The organism is Sphingopyxis sp. GW821-FHT12F08 (assembly GCF_058806755.1).
Genome location: NZ_JBXAQA010000004.1, coordinates 43,620 through 61,514, shown reverse-complemented (window position 1 = coordinate 61,514; position 17,895 = coordinate 43,620). Strand labels below are relative to the sequence as shown.

The following is a 17,895-nucleotide window of genomic DNA, read 5'->3' as shown; positions in this document are numbered from 1 at the left end:
CGAAAGGAGCTGGGGAATGAAGAAATTTTTGACGGGGGCCGCGGGCCTCGCAATGGCCGCGGCCCTGGTCGCGGTGCCGGTGCTGGCGAACGACATGGCGCCCTTCGCGTTACTCAAGGCCGATGGGGCGGGCGAGGCATCGGCGAAGGACGATGCCTCGCTGAATGCGCTGACCTTCGGCAGCTGGGGTGTCGATCTCGGCGCGCGCGACACCAGCGTGCGGCCGGGCGACGATTTCGACCGCTTCGCCAATGGCGGCTGGTTCGCCAAGACCGAAATCCCGGCCGACCAGGCGTCGGCGGGGGTCGATTACGACGTCTATAATCTGACCCAGCGCCAGCTGCGCCAGGTCGTGACCGGGGCGCCGGCGACGAGCCAGGTCGGCGGCCTCTACCAGAGCTTCGCCGACGAGGCGCGAGTCGAGGCGCTGGGCGCCAAGCCGCTGATGGCCGACCTCGCGAAGGTCGCGGCGATCAAGGGCAAGAGCGAAATGGCGCGCTTCATGGGCGCGTCGCAGGGTGCGTTCGGGATGACGATCGTCGGCGGCGGTCCTTACGCGGACACCGACGATCCGACGATCAACGTGCTGTGGCTGGGGCAGGGCGGGCTGGGCCTGCCCGAGCGCGAATATTATCTCGACGACCAGTTCAAGCCGCAGCGCGACGCCTATCGCGCCTATATCGTGCGCACGCTGGGGCTGACCGGGGCGAAAAACGCCGAGGCCGGAGCCGACGCGATCATGGCGCTGGAGACCGAGATCGCCAAGGTCAGCTGGAAGATCGCCGACCGCCGCGACATCGGCAAGATCAACAACCCGATGTCGTCGGCCGAGCTCGCCGCCTATGCGCCCGGGCTCGACTGGAACGCCTGGTTCGCCGGCGCGGGGATCGGTCCGCAGAAGCGGATGATCGTCAACGAGACCACCGCGATCCGCGACATTTCGGCGCTCTATGCCAAGGCGCCGCTCGACACGCTGAAGCTGTGGCAGCAATTCCATGTCGCCAACCAGGCCTCGCCCTATCTGTCGAAGGCCTTCGTCGACAGCCGCTTCGACTATACCAAGGTGCTGAGCGGGGTGAGCGAGCTGCGCCCGCGCTGGAAACGTGGGCTGACGCTTGTCGATGGCAGCCTCGGCGAGTTGGTTGGCGAAACCTATTCGCACCAATATTTCCCCGCGAGCGCCAAGGCGAAGATGGAGGCGCTGGTCGCCAATCTGAAGCTGGCGATGGGCGACCGCATCCGCGCGAACAGCTGGATGGCGGCGCCGACGAAAGAGGCGGCGCTGGCGAAGCTCCAGAAGATGGACGTGATGGTCGGCTATCCCGACAAGTGGCGCGACTATTCGGGGCTGAAGATCGATCCGGCCGACCTCTATGGCAATGTCCAGCGCAGCGGGAAGTTCGAATATGCCTATCAGCTGGGCGAGCTCGGCAAGCCCGTCGACCGCAAGAAATGGTCGATGAACCCGCAGGAGGTGAACGCCTATAATGGCGGGCTCGAGAACAAGATCGTGTTTCCCGCGGGCATCCTCCAGGCGCCCTATTTCAGCGAGAGCGTCGACGATGCGGTCAATTATGGCGCGATCGGCGCGGTCATCGGGCACGAGATCATTCATGGCTTCGACGACCAGGGGCGCAAGATCGACGCCAATGGCGCGGTGCGCGACTGGTGGACCCCCGAGGATGCGGCAAAGTTCGACGCCGCGGCCAAGGCGTTCGGCGCGCAATATGCGACCTATGAGGCGGCGCCCGGCGCCTTCATCAACCCCGACCTGACGATGGGCGAGAATATCGCCGACCTCGCGGGGCTGGAGGTCGCTTATGACGCCTACCACCGCTCGCTGGGCGGCAAGCCCGCGCCGGTGATCGACGGGCTGACCGGCGACCAGCGCTTCTTCCTCGCTTTCGCGCAGGCGTGGCGCGACAAGGCGCGCGAGGATTCGATCAAGCAGCAGGTGGCGAGCGACCCGCACAGCCCGGCGCGCTGGCGGATCATCGGCCCGGTGCGCAACGTCGACGCCTGGTATCAGGCGTTCGGCGTCGGCGCCGACGCCAAATATTATCTGAAGCCCGAGGACCGCACCAAGATCTGGTAAGAGCCTATTCAGGCAGGGCGGGGGCGGCGGTCGGTCGCCCCCGCCACGCCATCACGCCGAGCGACAGCGCGGCGCCGACGATCACGAACAGCGCGGGAAAGCCGCCGAGCACCGACATCATGCGGATGCCGTCGAGCCCCGCGGCGGCGACGAGCACCATCGCGACCAGCCCGACGGTCACGCCCCAGACGATCTGGATCCACAGCGCGGCCTCGGGGCGTTCGGGGCTGATGCCGTGCGTCGACAGCGCGCTCATCGCCGAGACATTGGCGTCGGCGCCCGCGACATAAGAGAGGAAGATCGCGAACAGCACGATCGCGGTGACCACCGATCCGCCGCCGAGCGCGTCGAACAGGCGGAACAGCACCGGGTCGGGACCCTGGCTCGACAGGATGGCGAAGAGGCTGGCGCCGCTCTGCTGGTCGAGGATGATCGTCGCGCCCGCGATCGCGGTCATCCACACCGCGCCGAACAGCGCGGGCAGGATCAGGTTGAACAGGATGAAGGCGCGGACGCTGTAGCCGACCGCAAGGCGGCCGAGGAACAGTGCGGTGACCGGCGCCCAGGCCATCCAGTTCGCCCAGTTGAAGATCGTCCATTGCCGGTGCCAGTCGCGATCGACGTCGAGCCCCAGGTTGCGCGGCACGAAGGTGGCGACATAATCGGCGCCGCCGCGCAGCGACAGGCCGAGCATCTCGGCGGTCGGCCCGGCTACAGCCACGAAAGCGATGATCGCGAAGAAGATCCAGGTGTTGAGCACCGACAGCCCGGCGATGCCCTTCTGCAGCCCGGTCGCCGCCGAGATCAGGAAGCTCGCGACGATCGCGATCATGATCGCCCAGCGCAGTCCCGCGCCGCCCGCGAAACCGCCGAGCCCCTCGATCCCGCCCGCCAGCGCCAGGATGCCTGCGCCCATCGACGCCGCCATGCCCGCGACCAGCGCATAGAGGCAGATGATGTCGATGCCCGATCCGACCGGGCCATGCGCGCGCTGGCCGAGCAGCGGGACGAACAGCGACGACAGGCTGAACGGCTCGCGACGGTTGTAATAGACGAGCGCGAAGGTGAGTGCCGCGACGGTGTAGATGCCGTAAGGCGTCAGCGTCCAGTGGAGGAACATCGTCGACATCGCGAAGGCCGCGGCGCCGTCGCTGCCGGGTTCGAGCCCCAGCATCGGCGGCGGGGTATTGAGGTGGAACAGCGGCTCGGCGGCGCCCCAGAACAATATGCCGGTGGCGATGGTGGTGCAGAGCATCACCGCGAACCAGCGCCAGTGGCCGAGCAGCGGCTTGGCGTCGGGACCGCCGATGATCGTCTTGCCGAGCGGCGACAGCGCCACCGCGGCGAGCAGGACGAGGAAGGCGACCCCCGCGACGGCAAAGGCCGGGCCGAACCATGCGAGCACCCAGTCGTTGATCGCAATCTCCGCCGCGACAAAGGCCTCGCGCTGCCACAGGCTCGACAGCACCGCCGCCGCCAGCACGGCGAGCGGCACGAAGAAGACCGGGCGGTTGAGGCGGCGCGGAGGCGATGCGGGCAAGCGATTTTCCATCGGCAAGGGTGCTGGTCGTACCAGCATGGCGGGGCGCGCGGCCGCGGTCAAATGTCGCGGAACGCCCGGGGCGGATGCGCGTTCTGGTCGCAGGATCATCCTTATAAGGAGAGCTTCGATGACGAAGACATTGTTCATGGCGGCAAGCGCGCTGGCGCTGATCGCCGCGCCGGCGCATGCCCTCGAACCGCTGCCCGACGGCACGACGACCGAGGAACGCGCCAACACCGCGCGGCTGAACGCCGAGCAGAAGGCGCGGGCCGACGCTGAGACCGCGGCCTATCAGCAGCAGGTCGCCGCGGCTGCGCAGGCGGAGGCGAACTCGCAGGCGACCTTCGCCGAGGAAACCGCCGCCTATGAGGCCGAAAAGGCACGTGTCGCAGCCATGTCGGCCGAAGAGCGGATCAAGTGGGAAGCCGATGTCGCGGCGTGCAAGGCCGGCGATACGACGCGCTGCGCCGCGCCGGCGGTGCCGCCGCAGCCCTGAGCCTCCGCTATTGCCCCGGCGGTTCGGCGACAGGCTCGCTCGCCGGGGTAACCGCCAAGGTCGCGGCAGCCGGCGGCGGGTCGGGTGCGGTTACCGCGGCGTCGATCGGCACCGGTGCCTGCATGACGATAGTCCGCGCTGCGGCGGGATCGTCGAAGCTTCCGCCATAGGCATAATCGTCGGTCGCCGGCGATGAATGGTCGACTTCGACCGCGCCCAATTCCCTGAACGCGTCGGTCATTCGCGCGTCGCTTGATGCTCGCCGCATCGATGCGCCATAGCCGACGCCGCAGTCATAGCAGGGTTGGCCATAGGCGCTCGCGACGCCAAGCGCTTCGGGGTTGCCGGTGACGTCCGCGTAAGAGGCAGGGTCGTTGCCGGCGGCCGCATGGTTGCCGACCACGAAATCGCCGAGCAACAGCCCGCCGATCGCGCCGATCCCCGCGACTCCGGCCCAGATCAGGCTGTTCGGAAGTGCCCCTTTGCCTCGCATGGACGGTTAACGCGGGGCCGCGGGCGTGGTTGCATGACGATTTCGGGACCATCCCCCGTCCATTCGTCGATGCCCGACCGCCCTTCGTCCGGAAATCGACCGCTCGTTCCGTCCGGTCGAACCCCGAATGCGCCGCGCCGCGGCCCGGCGTATCTCTTCAAATGCGGGATACGGGGGCGGCGGCCTTCCCCGGTCCGGGTCCTCGTATCCCGCATCCCCCAACGAGAGGACTCCCCCATGGCGAAACTTACCCTGATCCTGCTGGCGGTGCCGCTAGCGCTCACCAGTCTTTCCGTTCCTGCCGCCGCGCAGGAGAAGAAGACCGTCGTCGTCCGCTACGACGATCTCAACCTTTCCAGCGCGACGGGCCGCGACCGGCTGACCACGCGCGTCAAGATGGCGGTGCGCGACGTCTGCAACACGCGCCTCGCGCAGGGCCTTCGCGCCGAGCAGAAGGCGCGCCAGTGCGAAAATATCGCGATGAAGGACGCCGACGTGAAGCTCGCCGGCCTGTTCAACGGCAACGGCACCGCGCTGGCCGAGCGCGGCCCGGTGATCGTCGCGGCGCCCTGACGATGTCCCACGGCCTTTGGCCGGAAAGAGGGCGGTCATGCTCCGGCATGGCCGCCTTTTTTTAGCCCTGCATGATCGCCTTGACGTCGTGGAGATAGGTGCGGCCGATGCGGTGGACGCCGCCTTCGCCCAGGTCGACGCTCCACGCGCCGTCGCCATGATGCTTGAGCCCGGCGATGCCGTCGCGGCGCACCATTTTCGACCGGTGGATGCGCATGAACTGGTCGGGATCCATGCGCGCTTCCAGGGATTTGATCGTCTGGTGGATCAGCCAGCTGCGCGCGCCGACGTGGAGCCGCATATAGTCGCGCTCGGCCTCGATCAGATCGACCTGGCCGGCGTCGATGCGCAGCATCTCGCCGCGGTTCTGGACCCAGAATTCGCCGATCCACCTGCTCTTGGGCGACCGCGTGCGGTCGGTCGCGCGCCATTCGCGCACGCGCGACAGCGCGCGGCCGAGCCGGTCGGGCGAGACGGGCTTGAGCAGATAATCGACCGCCGCGACGTCGAAGGCGGCGACCGCATATTGGTCGAAGGCGGTCACGAAGATCACCGCGGGCGGATTGTCGAGTTTGTCGATCGCGGCCGCGACGTCGAGTCCGCTTAAGCCAGGCATCGCGATATCGCAGAGCACCAGGTCGGGCGCCATCGCCTCGACCAGCCGCAACGCCGAGGCGCCGTCGGTCGCGGTACCGACGAGCGAGACGCCGTCCTGCTGGCCCGCGAGGATTTGCAGCCGCTCGATCGCCAGCGGTTCGTCGTCGACGATCAGCGTTCGCAAAGTGTGGATCATGCTCTCAGCACCCCTGCTGCGCGAGCGGCAGCCACAGCGACACGACGAAGCCGCCGTCGTCGGATGGACCCCATTCGCAGCCCGCGGCCGGGCCATAGCGCGTCAGCAGGCGCTCGCGGACATTGCCGAGGCCGAGGCCCGTGCCCGGCGGGGGCACCGGCGCCTTGGGGTCGATGTCATTCTCGATCCGCAGCACCAGCAGGCCATATTCGGCGCTGGCGGTCAGCCGGATCGCAATCGTGCCCTTGCTCGGCGCGACGCCATATTTGATCGCATTTTCGATGATCGGCTGCAGGATCAGCACGGGTACGCAGGCGTGGTCGAGCTCCTGCGGCATCGACACCTCGACGTGGAGCCGGTCGGGGAAGCGCGTCTGCTCGATGTCGAGGTAGAGCCGCTGCAGCGCGATCTCCTCGTCGAGGCTGACGAGCTGTTCGGGGTCGATCGCAAGGCTGGAGCGCAGGAAGGAGGCGAGGTTCATGATCATCGTCTCGGCCTCGGCCTTCGATCCGCGCATCACGAGCGTCGAAAGCGAGTTGAGCGTGTTGAACAGGAAGTGCGGATTGACCTGGTAATGGAGCGCGCGCAACTGCGCCGTCTGCGCCTCGAGCCGGTAGCTGTCGGCGCGGCGCTCGACCGCGTGCATCTCGTTCGCATAGCCGAAGGCGACATAGAGCGCCGCCCACACCGCGAAGAAGAAATACCAGCGGATCGAGCTGTCGAGGATCAGCACCAGCTCCCACGCGACGGGGAATTTTTCCTGCACCTCGGCGATGATCTTCTGCGTGTCGGCGGCGGGGAACCAGTAAAAGAAGACGAGCAGGTTGATCGAGGCGTAGAGGATGACGAGCGGGATCGCGGTGCCGAGCGCCGCCGCGAGCCGCGCGCCGAAGCTCTGCGGCTGGACGCGCTGGAGCAATTGATAGAGCACGAAGGTGCAGAGGATGCCCGCGACGACGACGATCGCGCGGCGTCCGACGAACTCCATCTGGTCGGGCGCGCCGGTGAGCATCGCGAGCCCGGTGGTGATGAGGAAATAGAGCATCCACATCGCGATGATCGAGCCGATGGCGACGCGCGGATTGACGCGGGCGTCGGAGGCGCGCCAGTCGGGCGCGGCGGCGAGGAATCTGGCGCGGCGATCGCTCTGGGCCAGTTTGCGGTCGGACATATTCATTGTCGCCCTCCTAGACCAAGCCGGCGCGCCATGCGAGTCGGCACCGGGCCGCCAGTCGAACATGGCGGGGAGTTGGTCGAAAGATGAAGCGCAGATGAACGGTGTGGTTCAGGCGGTGCGTTCGGGCATCGCGCCACGCCAGCCGCCTTGCCGGTAGACCGCCCACGCCAGCGCCAGCGAGACGAGCGAGGAGAGGGGGAAGCTCCACCATATGATGTCGCTTCCGATCTCCGGATAACCGAAATGGTAAATGCCGAACCGGATCGGGAACATCGACAGGAACAGGATGACGAGCGGCGGCACGACCGAGCCGTTGGCGCGCATCGTGCTGATGAGGACGATCGTGGTGCCGAAGGGCAGGAAGGTCCAGGTCGCGATCAGCTGGATATTTCGCGCGACGTCGATCGCGGGGCTTTCGCTGCCGAGGAAGAGCGCGAGCGCGGCGCGGTCGAAAGCCAGGAGCAGGACGATCAGTACGCCGGTCATGACGAGGTTGATCGCGATCCCGCTGTTCGTCACGGTCGATACGCGGTCCCAGCGCCCGGCGCCGACATTCTGCGCCGCCATCGAACTGACCGCGGCGCCGACCGCGAGCGCGGGCATCTGGATATAATTCCACAGTTGCAGCGTTGCGCCATAGGCGGCGGACGTGACCAGCCCCTCGCGGTTGACAAGTCCGACCATGACGAGCCCGGCACCCGACAGGACGAGCATCTGCGCGCCCATCGGCAGGCCGCGCCCGACGATGAAGCGTAGCTCCGACCATTTGGGGACGAGGTAGGACAACTCGTGCCCGCGCAGCCGCAGCACATGGTTCTTGGCATAGAACCAGCCGATCATCCCGGCGAGGCTGATCGTGCCCGCGAGCGCGGTCGCCAGCGCGCTGCCCGCGATGCCGAGGCGCGGGAAGGGGCCGAGGCCGAGGATCAGCACGGGGTTGAATAGGATGTCGAGCACCACCGCGAGGATCATGAAGCGCAGCGGGGTCACCGCGTCGCCGGCGCCGCGCGAGGCCATCATCAGGGTCACCGAGAGCATCGAGGCGGGGACGGCGAGGAAGGTGACGCGCAGATAGTCGTGCGCGAGCGCAAAGGCTTCGGGCGGGGTTTCGAGCCAGCGCAATATCTGGTCCGACGCGAACCAGCCGATAATCGCGATCACCACCGAGAAGATCAGCGCGAGCCCGATCACCCCGCCGGTCGCGCGGCGCGCGGCGTCGATGTCGCCGCGCCCCATCGACTGGCCGATCAGCACCGTTGCGGCCATGCCGAAACCGAAAAAGGCGCCGAACATCAGGAACATGATGATATTCGCATTGGCGGTCGCGGCGAGCGCGCTGTTGCCCAGGAACTGGCCGACCCAGATCGAATTCACCGAGCCCGAGAGCGTCTGCAGGATGTTCGACGCGAGCGTGGGCAGCGCGAAGAGGATCAGCGTTTTCGTGATCGGCCCGCTGGTGAGGTCCATCCGCCCGCCGCCGCGCGCCGTCTGGCGCGGCGGCACCGGGCTGGCGGCGGGGTCCGCCGCTGCCGCGACGGGCGTCGGCGTGACGGGATCGCTGTCGGTCATACAATATCCTCCCCGCTCGCGGGGAGGGGGACCACGCGAAGCGTGGTGGAGGGGGTTCGCGTCCTCAAGCGAGGTTGCGTGAGGACGCCAGCCCCCTCCGTCAGCGCTTCGCGCTGCCACCTCCCCGCAAGCGGGGAGGAATTTGCGGTGTCGCTCACCCCAGCCTTGCCAGCGCGGCGGTCAGGCGGTCGGCCTCGGCCTCCTTCGCGGCATGGTCGGCGCGCGCCTTTTCCACCGCTTCGGGCTTGGCGCGCTCGACGAACGACGGGTTGTTCAGCCGCCCGGCGAGACCGTCGCGTTCCTTGACCGCGGCGGCGAGCGCCTTGCTCAGCCGGTCGCGCTCGGCGGCGATGTCGATGACGCCTTCGAGCGGGATGACATACGTCAAGCCATCTGAAACGATCTGCATCGCGCCGCGCTGCGCAAGCAGTCTAGCTTCGTAGTTATCTGTACCTAGGCCAATCGTGATTTCGATTGGTTGCGATGCAGTAATTTCAGATATTCTACCAAGACGTTCTATCATTGGCTTATTTCGTTCAATCCACTCCGGTAAAACTTGATGCTCGGGGCCTTGAACAGAGAGCCGCAATTTGGCTGCTGGAGGGACGTTCAATTCTCCACGCCCGGCTCGTATCGCGGAGATCAAATTGATAACTCGCTCAATTTGAGCCTTGGCCTCCACATCCACACGCGCCCCGGGCTTCGGCCATTTGGCTGTGATCAGCGGATAATCGGCGCGGTCGCCGAGACCGGTCCACAACTCTTCGGTGATGAAGGGCATGAAGGGGTGGAGCATGACGAGAATCTGGTCGAGCACCCAGCCGGCGACCGCCTTGGTCTCGTCGTCGATGCTGCCCTTGATCAGCTCGAGATACCAGTCGCAGAAGCGGTCCCAAGCGAAGCTGTAGATCGCGTTGGCGGCCTCGTCGAAGCGATAGGCGGCGAAGGCCGTCTCCATCGCCGCAACGGTGTCCGCGACCTCGCCGATGATCCAGCGGTTGACGGGCAGCGTCGCGGCGGGCGCCTCGAAGCTGGTCGAGGCCGAAATGCCGTTCGCTTCGCAGAAGCGCGCGGCGTTCCACAGCTTGGTCGCAAAATTGCGATAACCCGCGAGGCGCGCGTCATCCATCTTGATGTCGCGGCCCTGGCTTTCCATCGCCGACATGAAGAAACGCAGCGCGTCGGCGCCGTATTGGTCGATCAGCCCGAGCGGATCGACGACATTGCCCTTCGACTTCGACATCTTCGCGCCGTCGGGCGCGCGGACGAGGCCGTGGAGATAGAGCGTCTTCCACGGCACGTCGCCCATGAACTCCATCCCCTGCATCGCCATGCGCGCATCCCAGAAGAAGAGGATGTCGAAGCCCGAGATCAGGACGTCGTTGGGGTAGTGGCGCTTCAGAAGGTCGGTACTCTCGGGCCAGCCGAGCGTCGCAAAGGGCCAGAGCGCGGAGGAGAACCAGGTGTCGAGGACGTCGGGGTCGCGCTCGAGAGTGTAAGGCTTGATCGGTTCGAGCCCGTATGAATCCGATGCAAAACTGATTTCGCTCTCGCTTACGCCATAATACTCCGCAGCCGCTTTCCGCGCCGCGTCGTCGTCCAACGCAACGATGGTGTGTTCTCGATCGAAAACGCTCCAGAAAAAGTCGAGGTTTACGTCATCGCCCGGAGCAGCACTCTTTAACCGCTCTATCTCAGCCTCGGTAGTTTCCTTGCTGGCACAATACCAAGCCGGAATCCGGTGTCCCCACCAGAGCTGGCGCGAGACGCACCACGGCTGGATATTCTCCATCCAGTTGAAGAAGGTCTTTTCCCATGTCTTGGGCACGATATTGATCCGCCCGTCGCGCACCGCCGCCATCGGCGGCTGCGCCAGCGTTTCGGCGTCGACATACCATTGGTCGGTCAGCCAGGGCTCGATCACCACACCGCCGCGATCGCCGAACGGCGTCTGGATCGTGCGCGGCTCGGCGTCATGCTCGCCGCCGTCCTTGTCGACATGCGGGATCAGGAAGCCGCCTTCCTTCATCCGCTTTACGACGAGCTCGCGCGCGCCATCCTTGCCGTCGCGCTTGAAGCGGTGGAGGCCGAGATATTCGGCGGGGATCAGGCCGTCGGCGGTCTGGATGACGTTCGCGTCGCCGTCGAGCATGTTGAGCATCTCGCCGGGCTTGAAGCCCGCGCGCTTGCCGACGTCGAAGTCGTTGAAATCATGCCCCGGCGTGATCTTTACCGCGCCGCTGCCCAGTTCGGGATCGGCATGTTCGTCGGCGACGATCTTGAAGCGGCGGCCGGTGATCGGCTGGAGGATGTCCTTGCCGATCACGCTCTTGTAGCGCGCATCGTCGGGGTGCACCGCGACCGCCATATCGGCGAGCATCGTTTCGGGGCGCGTCGTCGCGACCTCGATATAATCGCGCCCGTCGTCGAGGGTGACGCCGTCGGCGAGCGGATATTTGAAGTGCCAGAAGCCGCCCTGGACCTCGTGCGTCTCGACCTCGAGGTCCGAGATCGCGGTCTTGAGCTTCGGATCCCAGTTCACAAGGCGCTTGTCGCGGTAGATCAGACCCTTTTTGTGGAGGTCGACGAAGACCTTGACCACCGCGGCAGTGAAATGCGGGTCCATTGTGAACTGCTCGCGGCTCCAGTCCATCGAGCAGCCGAGGCGGCGGAGCTGGCCGGTGATCTGCCCGCCGCTTTCGCCCTTCCACTGCCACACCTTTTCGACGAATTCCTCGCGCGAATAGTTGGTGCGCTTGTCCTGCCGCTCTTCCATCTGGCGTTCGACGACCATCTGCGTTGCGATACCGGCATGGTCCATGCCGACGACCCAGAGTGCATCCTTGCCGCGCAGCCGTTCGTAGCGGACCAGCACGTCCTGGAGCGTGTTGTCGAGCGCATGGCCGATGTGCAGCGCGCCGGTGACGTTCGGCGGCGGGTTGACGATCGTGAACGGCGTTGCATCGGGACGCGCGGGGCGAAACAGCCCGCGGCTTTCCCACTCATGGGCCCATTTCGCCTCGATAGCGGCGGGATCGAAGGTTTTTTCCATCGGCATAGCCGCGCGCCTTTGCCAGCCGCGGCGCGAGGCGGCAAGGGGGCGCGGACCACCGCGCCCCCTCGGTTCGTTACTTTTTGAGGTGCTTGCCCATCCAGTTGAACACCGTCTGATACCATTGCACGCTGTTCTGGCCCTTCAGGATCCAGTGGTTCTCGTCGGGGAAGACCAGCAATTCGCCCTCGACGCCCTGGCGTTGCAGCGCATTATACGCCGCGAGGCTCTGGCTATAGGGGATGCGGAAATCCTTTTCGCCGTGGATGACCAGCGTCGGGATCTTCCACTTGGTGACGTGATTGACCGGGTTCCATTTCTCGGGGTCCGTGCGCTGCCACCAGGGGCCGCCATGATCCCATTCGTCGAACCACAGCTCCTCGGTCTCGAACGCCATCGCGCGCAGGTCGAAGACGCCGGCGTGGGTGACGAGGCATTTGAAGCCGTCGGGCCAGTTGCCCGCGATCCAGTTCATCATATAGCCGCCATAGGAGCCGCCGAGCGCGCAGGCGTTCGCCGTATCGACATTGGCGTCGGTCGCGCCCGCCGCGGCGAGGCCGAGCTTCAGATCTTCGAGCGGCTTGCCGCCCCAATCCTGCTTGATGCTGTCGGTGAAGGCCTGTCCGTAACCCGTCGAGCCGTGGAAATCGATCGTCACCGCGGCATAGCCCGGCGCCGAGAAAAGTCGCGGGTTCCAGCGCGTCGACCAGCCGTTGCCGAAGCTCGACTGCGGGCCGCCGTGGACGAGGAAGGCGACCGGGATCTTGCCCTTGCTATCGGCGGGCTTGACGATCTGCCCCCAGACGGTGTCGCCGTTCGCGCCCTTGAAGCTGAAGCGCCTGGCATCGACGGGATCGATCTCGGCCATCTGGGCGCGGTTGACGTCGGTGAGGCGCATGACCTTACCCTTGGCATCGCGTGTCCAGAGGTCGGTCGGCACCGCGACGCTGTTGCGCGAATAGAGGAGCGCTCCGCCGGCAAGCGGGGTGACGTCGCCGATATTGCCCTCAAACTCCTCGCTCGTCGCCTTCAGCTTCTCGACCTTGCCGCTTTTCGCGTCGATTTTGAAGACCGGATGGTCGAGCACGTCCTGCGCGGTGACGTAGAGCGCCTTGCCGTCCGCCGCCCAGGCGATCGAGGCGACCGAGCGGTCCCAAGCGTCGGTGAGCTTTCGCGTCTCGCCGGTCGCAAGGTCGCGGAGCATCAGCATCTGCCGGTCGGCCTCGTAGCCCGGGCGCGCCATGGCGGCGTAGGCGAGCCATTTGCCGTCGGGCGAGGGGGCGGGCAGGGTGTCGGTCGCCTGGTTGTCGGCGGTCAAATTGACCGGCATCATCCGGCTGTCGACCAGCCAGCTGTAGATGTCGAGATTGGTCGAGGTCGGCTCGTCCTTGTCGGCCTTGCGCAAGGTGAAGAAGATCGTGCGGCTGTCGGGCCCCCACGCCAGTTCCTCGCCGCCGCCGAACGGCTTCGACGGGCTGTCGCCGGTGAGGCCGGCATCGACCGGGCGCGCGACCGTCGCCTTGCCGCCTTCGAGATTGAAGACGAAGGGGCGGCTGTAGGTGCCGGGGGTTTCCCAGCTGTCCCAGTGGCGCACGAAGCCGCTTTCATCCTTGTAGAGGCGGCCGGTGCCGGGGCCGGGAAGCTCGCCCTTGTCCTTGGCGTCGCAGCCGAAATCGGTGCATTCGCGGGGAATGTCGCCCCAGGCGAGCAGCTTGCCGCCGTCGGGCGAAATCTTGAAGCCTTCGATGTCGGCCTTGGTGTCGGTCACCTGCGTCGCAGCGCCGCCGGCCTTGGGGTCGGCGCGCCAGATCTGGCTCTTGCCCGAGGCGTTCGAGAGGAAATAGAGGCTGCCGTCGGGGTGGAAGGCGGGGGCGCTCTCATTCTTGTCGGCGGTATCGGCGACGCGCACCGGTGCCGCATCCTTGGCGTTGCGGTCGACGAGCCACAGCCCGGTCGCCCGCTTGTAGCTCTCGGGCGCGGTCTCGGTCAGCTGATAGACCACCCAGCGTCCGTCGGGCGAGGCGGTCGGCGCGGCAATGCGCCCCAGCGTCGCCAAATCGACCTCGGTCATCGGCCGGGCGGCGGCGGGGGTGGAAAGGGCGGCGGCGAGCGCGATCGCGCTGGGCAGGATGAAGTTACGCATGCAACGGCTTTAGCGATGCGGCGGGCGGGTTCAAGGTCGAACCGGTGTCGCTGCCGCGCGGCGAAGAAAGAAGCCCTGCCGACCGGCCAATCAATCTTGTCTGGCAAATCGGCCGGCTTCACGGCATCGGCCCGCGACCGAAGGAGAAGCCTGTGACCCAATCGGGGCCGAGTCGCCTGTTCAAACCGCTGCTCGCCGGCGCGAGCCTGCGCGACCGGATGATCGGCAGCGCGGGCGCTCTGCTGGGGATCGGCCTTGCCGGGCTAATCTGCGGAGCTTTGTTTCCGGCGTCGATGCCCTGGCTGATCGCGCCGATGGGGGCGTCGGCGGTGCTTTTGTTCGCCGTGCCGTCGAGCCCGCTCGCGCAGCCCTGGTCGATTATCGGCGGCAATAGCATCGCGGCGATCGTCGGCATCTTCGTCGCCAATGCCGTTTCCACGCCCGCGCTCGCGGCGGCGCTCGCCGTTGCGACCGCGATCCTGGTGATGTCGCTGCTGCGCTGTCTTCATCCGCCGGGCGGCGCGGTGGCGCTGAGCGCAGTGCTCGGTTGGTCCGCGATCGGGAGCCATATCGTCGATTTCTTCGTGCCGGTGCTGATCAATTCGGCCGTGCTCGTCGGCATCGGCATCTTCTTCCACCGCTTTTCGGGGCACAGCTATCCGCATCGCGCGCGTCCGGTCGAGGGCAAGCCGCCGGTCCCTGCGCCGGTCGGCGTGCAGATGGCCGATATCGACGCCGCGCTCGAAGATCTCGGCGAAACCTTCGATATCAGCCGCGAGGATCTGGCGCTGCTGCTCGAGCGCGCCGAGGTGCATGCGGCAGCGCGGGTGGGCAAGGGGTAGAGTCGCCGTTGCGGTCATGGCGGTTTTGGGTGGATCTACGCCATTCCCCTCCCTTCTAGGGAGGGGTTAGGGGTGGGTAGCGAGCGCAGCGAGCGCAGCGAGCAAGAAGGAAGAGCACCGCCTTCGGCGGCAAACCCACCCCCAGCCCCTCCCTTTCAGGGAGGGGAGCTAAACGTCCCCTCCTGCCCGAAAGCGGTCCTTCTGAAAGCTCGGCCCTACTCGCTCGCCTTGTCGCACCCCTTGCGGCTCTTCGCCATCCGCTCGGCCTTGCGCCACGCGCTGCGGAACAGGCGGTCGCGCTCGGCCTTTGCGCCGACGTCGTAGCGCGCCTGCGCCACCGGGCGGCCGACCGCGTCCTGCAGCGACAGGGTCACGATGCCGCCGGCTTCGAACAACTCATAGGGATTGCCGTCCCAGTCGGTGTCGTCGATCTCCGCTGAGGCGTAGCGGTATGGGCTTCCGCCAATCTGCTGCGCGACGCCGAAGGGTTCGAGTTCGGTCGTCCAGCTGGCGCCGCCGTCGATCATCACGAGCAAAGTCAGGTCGCGGAGCGCGCCGACGGGGCCGCCGACGCTCGACACATCGCCGATCGCGCTCGTCAGTTCGCCGATCGCATCCGCCTCTGCATCGTCGTAGATAAGGCTGAGCCCCGGCCTGTCGAGATCGCGATATTGCGGCTTGCTGGCGTCGAGCATCGGCGGCGTCCAGCTCACCGAGCGCGACCATATCTCGCCCTCGCTGTCGACCTGCGCGACCACATCGACCTGCGCGCCGCGGCTTCCTTTGACGCTCGCGCTGCACACCCAGTCGCCGTCATATTGCGCCATCGCGGGGATCGGGGCCGTGAGCAGCGCCGCGGCGGCCAGCGCGCGGATCATCGCACCAGCGCTCCGCCCTTCATCACATGGTCGATCCTTTCGAGCACGCCGATGTCGGCGAGCGGGTCGGCCTTGACCGCGACCATGTCGGCATAACGGCCGGGTACGATCGCGCCGACGTCGGCGCGGCCCATTTCCTCGGCGGCGCGGCCTGTCGCCGACCGGATCGCCTGCATCGGGGTCATCCCATATTTGACCATGCCCTGGAACTGCCGCGCGTTGAGCCCGTGCGGGTAAACGCCGGCGTCGGTCGCATAGCCGATGTTCACGCCCAGCTCGACCGCGCGCCGGAACGCTGCGCGCTGCGCGTCGGTGGTCTCGCGGTTCTTGCGCAGATATTCGGCGGGCCAGCCCTCCTTGGTGCCGACATCCTCGATATAGTCGCCGTTGTAGATATCCATCGCGAGCCAGGTGCCGTGCTTCTTCGCGAGCTGGAGCGTCGCTTCGTCGGCGAGGCTGGCATGTTCGATGCTGTCGACCCCGGCGAGAATCGCATTCCGGATGCCGATCGCGCCGTGGGCGTGCGCGGTGACGCGCTTTCCGCGGGCATGCGCGACCTTGACGATCGCGCTGAGCTGCTCGGGGGTGAGCTCGGGCGCGCCGGGCTCGGTGCCGATCGCGAGCACCGCACCGGTCGCGATCGCCTTGATGAAATCGGCGCCATGATCGAGCAGCCAGGCGGTCTTCGCAGCGGCCTCTTCGGGCGTCGCGGCGACGCCGAGCCGCATGTCGGGCGGCAATTGCTCATTGGGAACGACGCCGTTGAGCTCGCCGCCACCCTTGGGGATGGTGAGGTAAGCACCCGCGACCCACATGCGCGGGCCCGGCACGTCGCCGCGGTCGATCGCGTTGCGCAAGGTCACGTCGGTCAGCCCGCGATAGGCGCCGACGTCGCGCACGCTGGTGAAGCCCGCGTCGAGCGTGACGCGCGCGTTGCGCGCGCCGACCAGCGCTGTCTCGGCGGGCGAGGCCTTGATCGGCGCGGCGAGGTCGGCGCTCTGGCCGAGATCGGCGAGATGCGTGTGGAGGTCGATCAGCCCGGGCAGCACGGTATAGCCCGACCAGTCGATGATCGTCGCGCCATCGGGCGCCTTGCCACAGGGTGCGACCGCCTTGATATGCTCACCCTCGACCGTGATGCACTGGCCCGTGCGCACCTCGTTCGAGATGCCGTCGATCAGCCGCCCCGCCTCGATATAGACGGTTTCGGCCGAGACCGGCGCCGATGCCAAAAGGGTCGCCGCGAGTGTGGCGATCAGATGGCGGCGTCGAACGTATTGCACTGGCGCGGATCCCCCGTCTGCAGCCCGCGGCGCAGCCAGGTCATGCGCTGCTCGCTGGTGCCGTGGGTAAAGCTTTCGGGGACCGGACGCTGGCCTGCCGAGCGCATCAGCGTGTCGTCGCCGATCGCATTGGCGGCGCGCATCGCCTCCTCGATATCGCCGGGCTCGACCACCGGCTGGCCCGAGGCGTTGCGCGCCTTGGCAGCCCACACGCCGGCGTAGCAGTCGGCCTGCAGCTCCATGCGCACCTGCAGCGCGTTGCCCTCGGCCTGCGAGGCGCGCTGCTGTGCGCGGCGTACCTCGTCGGAGGTGCCGCTGATCGTCTGGATATGGTGGCCGACCTCGTGCGCGACCACATAGGCCTGCGCCGCGTCGCCCGCGGCGCCGAAGCGGCTCGCGAGCTCGTTGAAGAAGGCGGTGTCGAGATAGACGCCCTGATCTGCAGGGCAATAGAAGGGCCCCATCGCCGCCTGCGCCGCGCCGCAGCCCGAGCGGTTGCTGTCGGTGAAGAAGTTGAGCGTCGGGCGCCGGTAGCCGTTGATCAGCTCGCCCCACACCTGGTGCGTCGACCCGAAAACGTTGCAGGCGAATTTCTCCGCCGCGGTGTCGCAGGCGACATTGGCGCCGCTCTGGCTGCCCGCCTGCGGATCGGCGGTGCCGCCGCCGTCCGACAGCAGGTTCATGCCGCCGCCGAAGAAGAGGAAGGCGAGCACGCCGAGCAGCAGGAGCGTGCCGCAGCCCATCTTGCGCCCGAGCAGCATCGGCAGCAGGCCGATGAGCAGCCCGCCCATGCCGCCGCCCCCGCCGCCGCCGAAACCCCCGCCGCCACGGCCGAGGTCGCGGATATCGTCGCCGGGATCATAATCGTCGAGGCGCATATGGGGGTCTCCAGCGCAAAATTTGTCTGGCCCGGTTGTGGCAGCAGCATGGCGCAATTGGAAGAGGCTTCGATCCTGCG

General features: G+C 66.9%; 14 protein-coding genes. 4 read left to right on the top strand and 10 right to left on the bottom strand.

Going from position 1 to position 17,895, the window contains the following annotated elements:
* Window positions 1–16 precede the first annotated feature (16 nt).
* The gene (locus AC1RNQ_RS12180) at window positions 17–2,095 is read left to right on the top strand and encodes a M13 family metallopeptidase (protein WP_493171418.1); all 2,079 of its coding nucleotides are present in this window, start codon (window positions 17–19) and stop codon (window positions 2,093–2,095) included.
* Window positions 2,096–2,099: 4 nt separating this feature from the next.
* On the opposite strand, the gene AC1RNQ_RS12175 is transcribed toward AC1RNQ_RS12180, so the two are convergent.
* The gene (locus AC1RNQ_RS12175) at window positions 2,100–3,635 is read right to left on the bottom strand and encodes a BCCT family transporter (protein ID WP_493171417.1); all 1,536 of its coding nucleotides are present in this window, start codon (window positions 3,633–3,635) and stop codon (window positions 2,100–2,102) included.
* 130 nt (window positions 3,636–3,765) lie between these two features.
* Between AC1RNQ_RS12175 and AC1RNQ_RS12170 the strand changes: the two genes are divergently transcribed.
* Window positions 3,766–4,134, top strand: a complete 369-nt coding sequence (locus tag AC1RNQ_RS12170; protein WP_493171416.1) for a hypothetical protein — start codon at window positions 3,766–3,768, stop codon at window positions 4,132–4,134.
* Window positions 4,135–4,141: 7 nt separating this feature from the next.
* Here the strand turns inward: AC1RNQ_RS12170 and AC1RNQ_RS12165 are convergent, their stop codons facing one another.
* Window positions 4,142–4,627: a hypothetical protein gene (locus tag AC1RNQ_RS12165; RefSeq protein ID WP_493171415.1), complete on the bottom strand. Its 486-nt coding sequence runs from the start codon at window positions 4,625–4,627 to the stop codon at window positions 4,142–4,144.
* 237 nt (window positions 4,628–4,864) lie between these two features.
* Here AC1RNQ_RS12165 and AC1RNQ_RS12160 point away from each other — a divergent pair, with 237 nt between their 5' ends.
* Window positions 4,865–5,200, top strand: a complete 336-nt coding sequence (locus AC1RNQ_RS12160; RefSeq protein WP_493171414.1) for a UrcA family protein — start codon at window positions 4,865–4,867, stop codon at window positions 5,198–5,200.
* 61 nt (window positions 5,201–5,261) lie between these two features.
* On the opposite strand, the gene AC1RNQ_RS12155 is transcribed toward AC1RNQ_RS12160, so the two are convergent.
* The 5 genes from AC1RNQ_RS12155 to AC1RNQ_RS12135 all read right to left on the bottom strand — a co-directional run bounded on the left by AC1RNQ_RS12155 (window position 5,262) and on the right by AC1RNQ_RS12135 (window position 13,934).
* The gene (locus AC1RNQ_RS12155) at window positions 5,262–5,993 is read right to left on the bottom strand and encodes a LytR/AlgR family response regulator transcription factor (protein WP_493171413.1); all 732 of its coding nucleotides are present in this window, start codon (window positions 5,991–5,993) and stop codon (window positions 5,262–5,264) included.
* Window positions 5,994–5,997: 4 nt separating this feature from the next.
* Window positions 5,998–7,170 carry a sensor histidine kinase gene (locus AC1RNQ_RS12150; protein WP_493171412.1) on the bottom strand — a complete coding sequence of 391 codons (1,173 nt, stop codon included), beginning with the start codon at window positions 7,168–7,170 and terminating at the stop codon, window positions 5,998–6,000.
* A gap of 108 nt (window positions 7,171–7,278) precedes the next feature.
* Window positions 7,279–8,739: an MATE family efflux transporter gene (locus AC1RNQ_RS12145; RefSeq protein WP_493171411.1), complete on the bottom strand. Its 1,461-nt coding sequence runs from the start codon at window positions 8,737–8,739 to the stop codon at window positions 7,279–7,281.
* Between the two features lie 154 nt (window positions 8,740–8,893).
* Window positions 8,894–11,797 (bottom strand): valine--tRNA ligase, encoded by a 2,904-nt coding sequence (locus AC1RNQ_RS12140; protein WP_493171410.1) that lies wholly within the window; start codon window positions 11,795–11,797, stop codon window positions 8,894–8,896.
* A gap of 70 nt (window positions 11,798–11,867) precedes the next feature.
* On the bottom strand, window positions 11,868–13,934 hold the full coding sequence (locus AC1RNQ_RS12135) for an alpha/beta hydrolase family protein (protein ID WP_493171409.1): 2,067 nt from the start codon (window positions 13,932–13,934) through the stop codon (window positions 11,868–11,870).
* Between the two features lie 152 nt (window positions 13,935–14,086).
* Here AC1RNQ_RS12135 and AC1RNQ_RS12130 point away from each other — a divergent pair, with 152 nt between their 5' ends.
* Entirely contained in the window at window positions 14,087–14,776 is a 690-nt protein-coding gene (locus AC1RNQ_RS12130; RefSeq protein WP_493171408.1) for an HPP family protein, read from the top strand.
* A 215-nt stretch (window positions 14,777–14,991) separates the two neighbouring features.
* Here AC1RNQ_RS12130 and AC1RNQ_RS12125 read toward each other — a convergent pair whose 3' ends face one another.
* The 3 genes from AC1RNQ_RS12125 to ypfJ are packed head-to-tail and all read right to left on the bottom strand — an operon-like array spanning window position 14,992 to window position 17,815.
* Entirely contained in the window at window positions 14,992–15,654 is a 663-nt protein-coding gene (locus AC1RNQ_RS12125) for a hypothetical protein (RefSeq protein ID WP_493171407.1), read from the bottom strand.
* On the bottom strand, window positions 15,651–16,937 hold the full coding sequence (locus tag AC1RNQ_RS12120; protein ID WP_493171406.1) for a metal-dependent hydrolase family protein: 1,287 nt from the start codon (window positions 16,935–16,937) through the stop codon (window positions 15,651–15,653). The genes AC1RNQ_RS12125 and AC1RNQ_RS12120 overlap by 4 nt, the downstream gene beginning before the upstream one ends.
* A complete protein-coding gene (gene ypfJ / locus AC1RNQ_RS12115) occupies window positions 16,910–17,815 on the bottom strand; it encodes a KPN_02809 family neutral zinc metallopeptidase (RefSeq protein WP_493171405.1) in 906 nt (301 codons plus the stop codon). The genes AC1RNQ_RS12120 and ypfJ overlap by 28 nt, the downstream gene beginning before the upstream one ends.
* Between the last annotated feature and the right edge of the window lie 80 nt (window positions 17,816–17,895).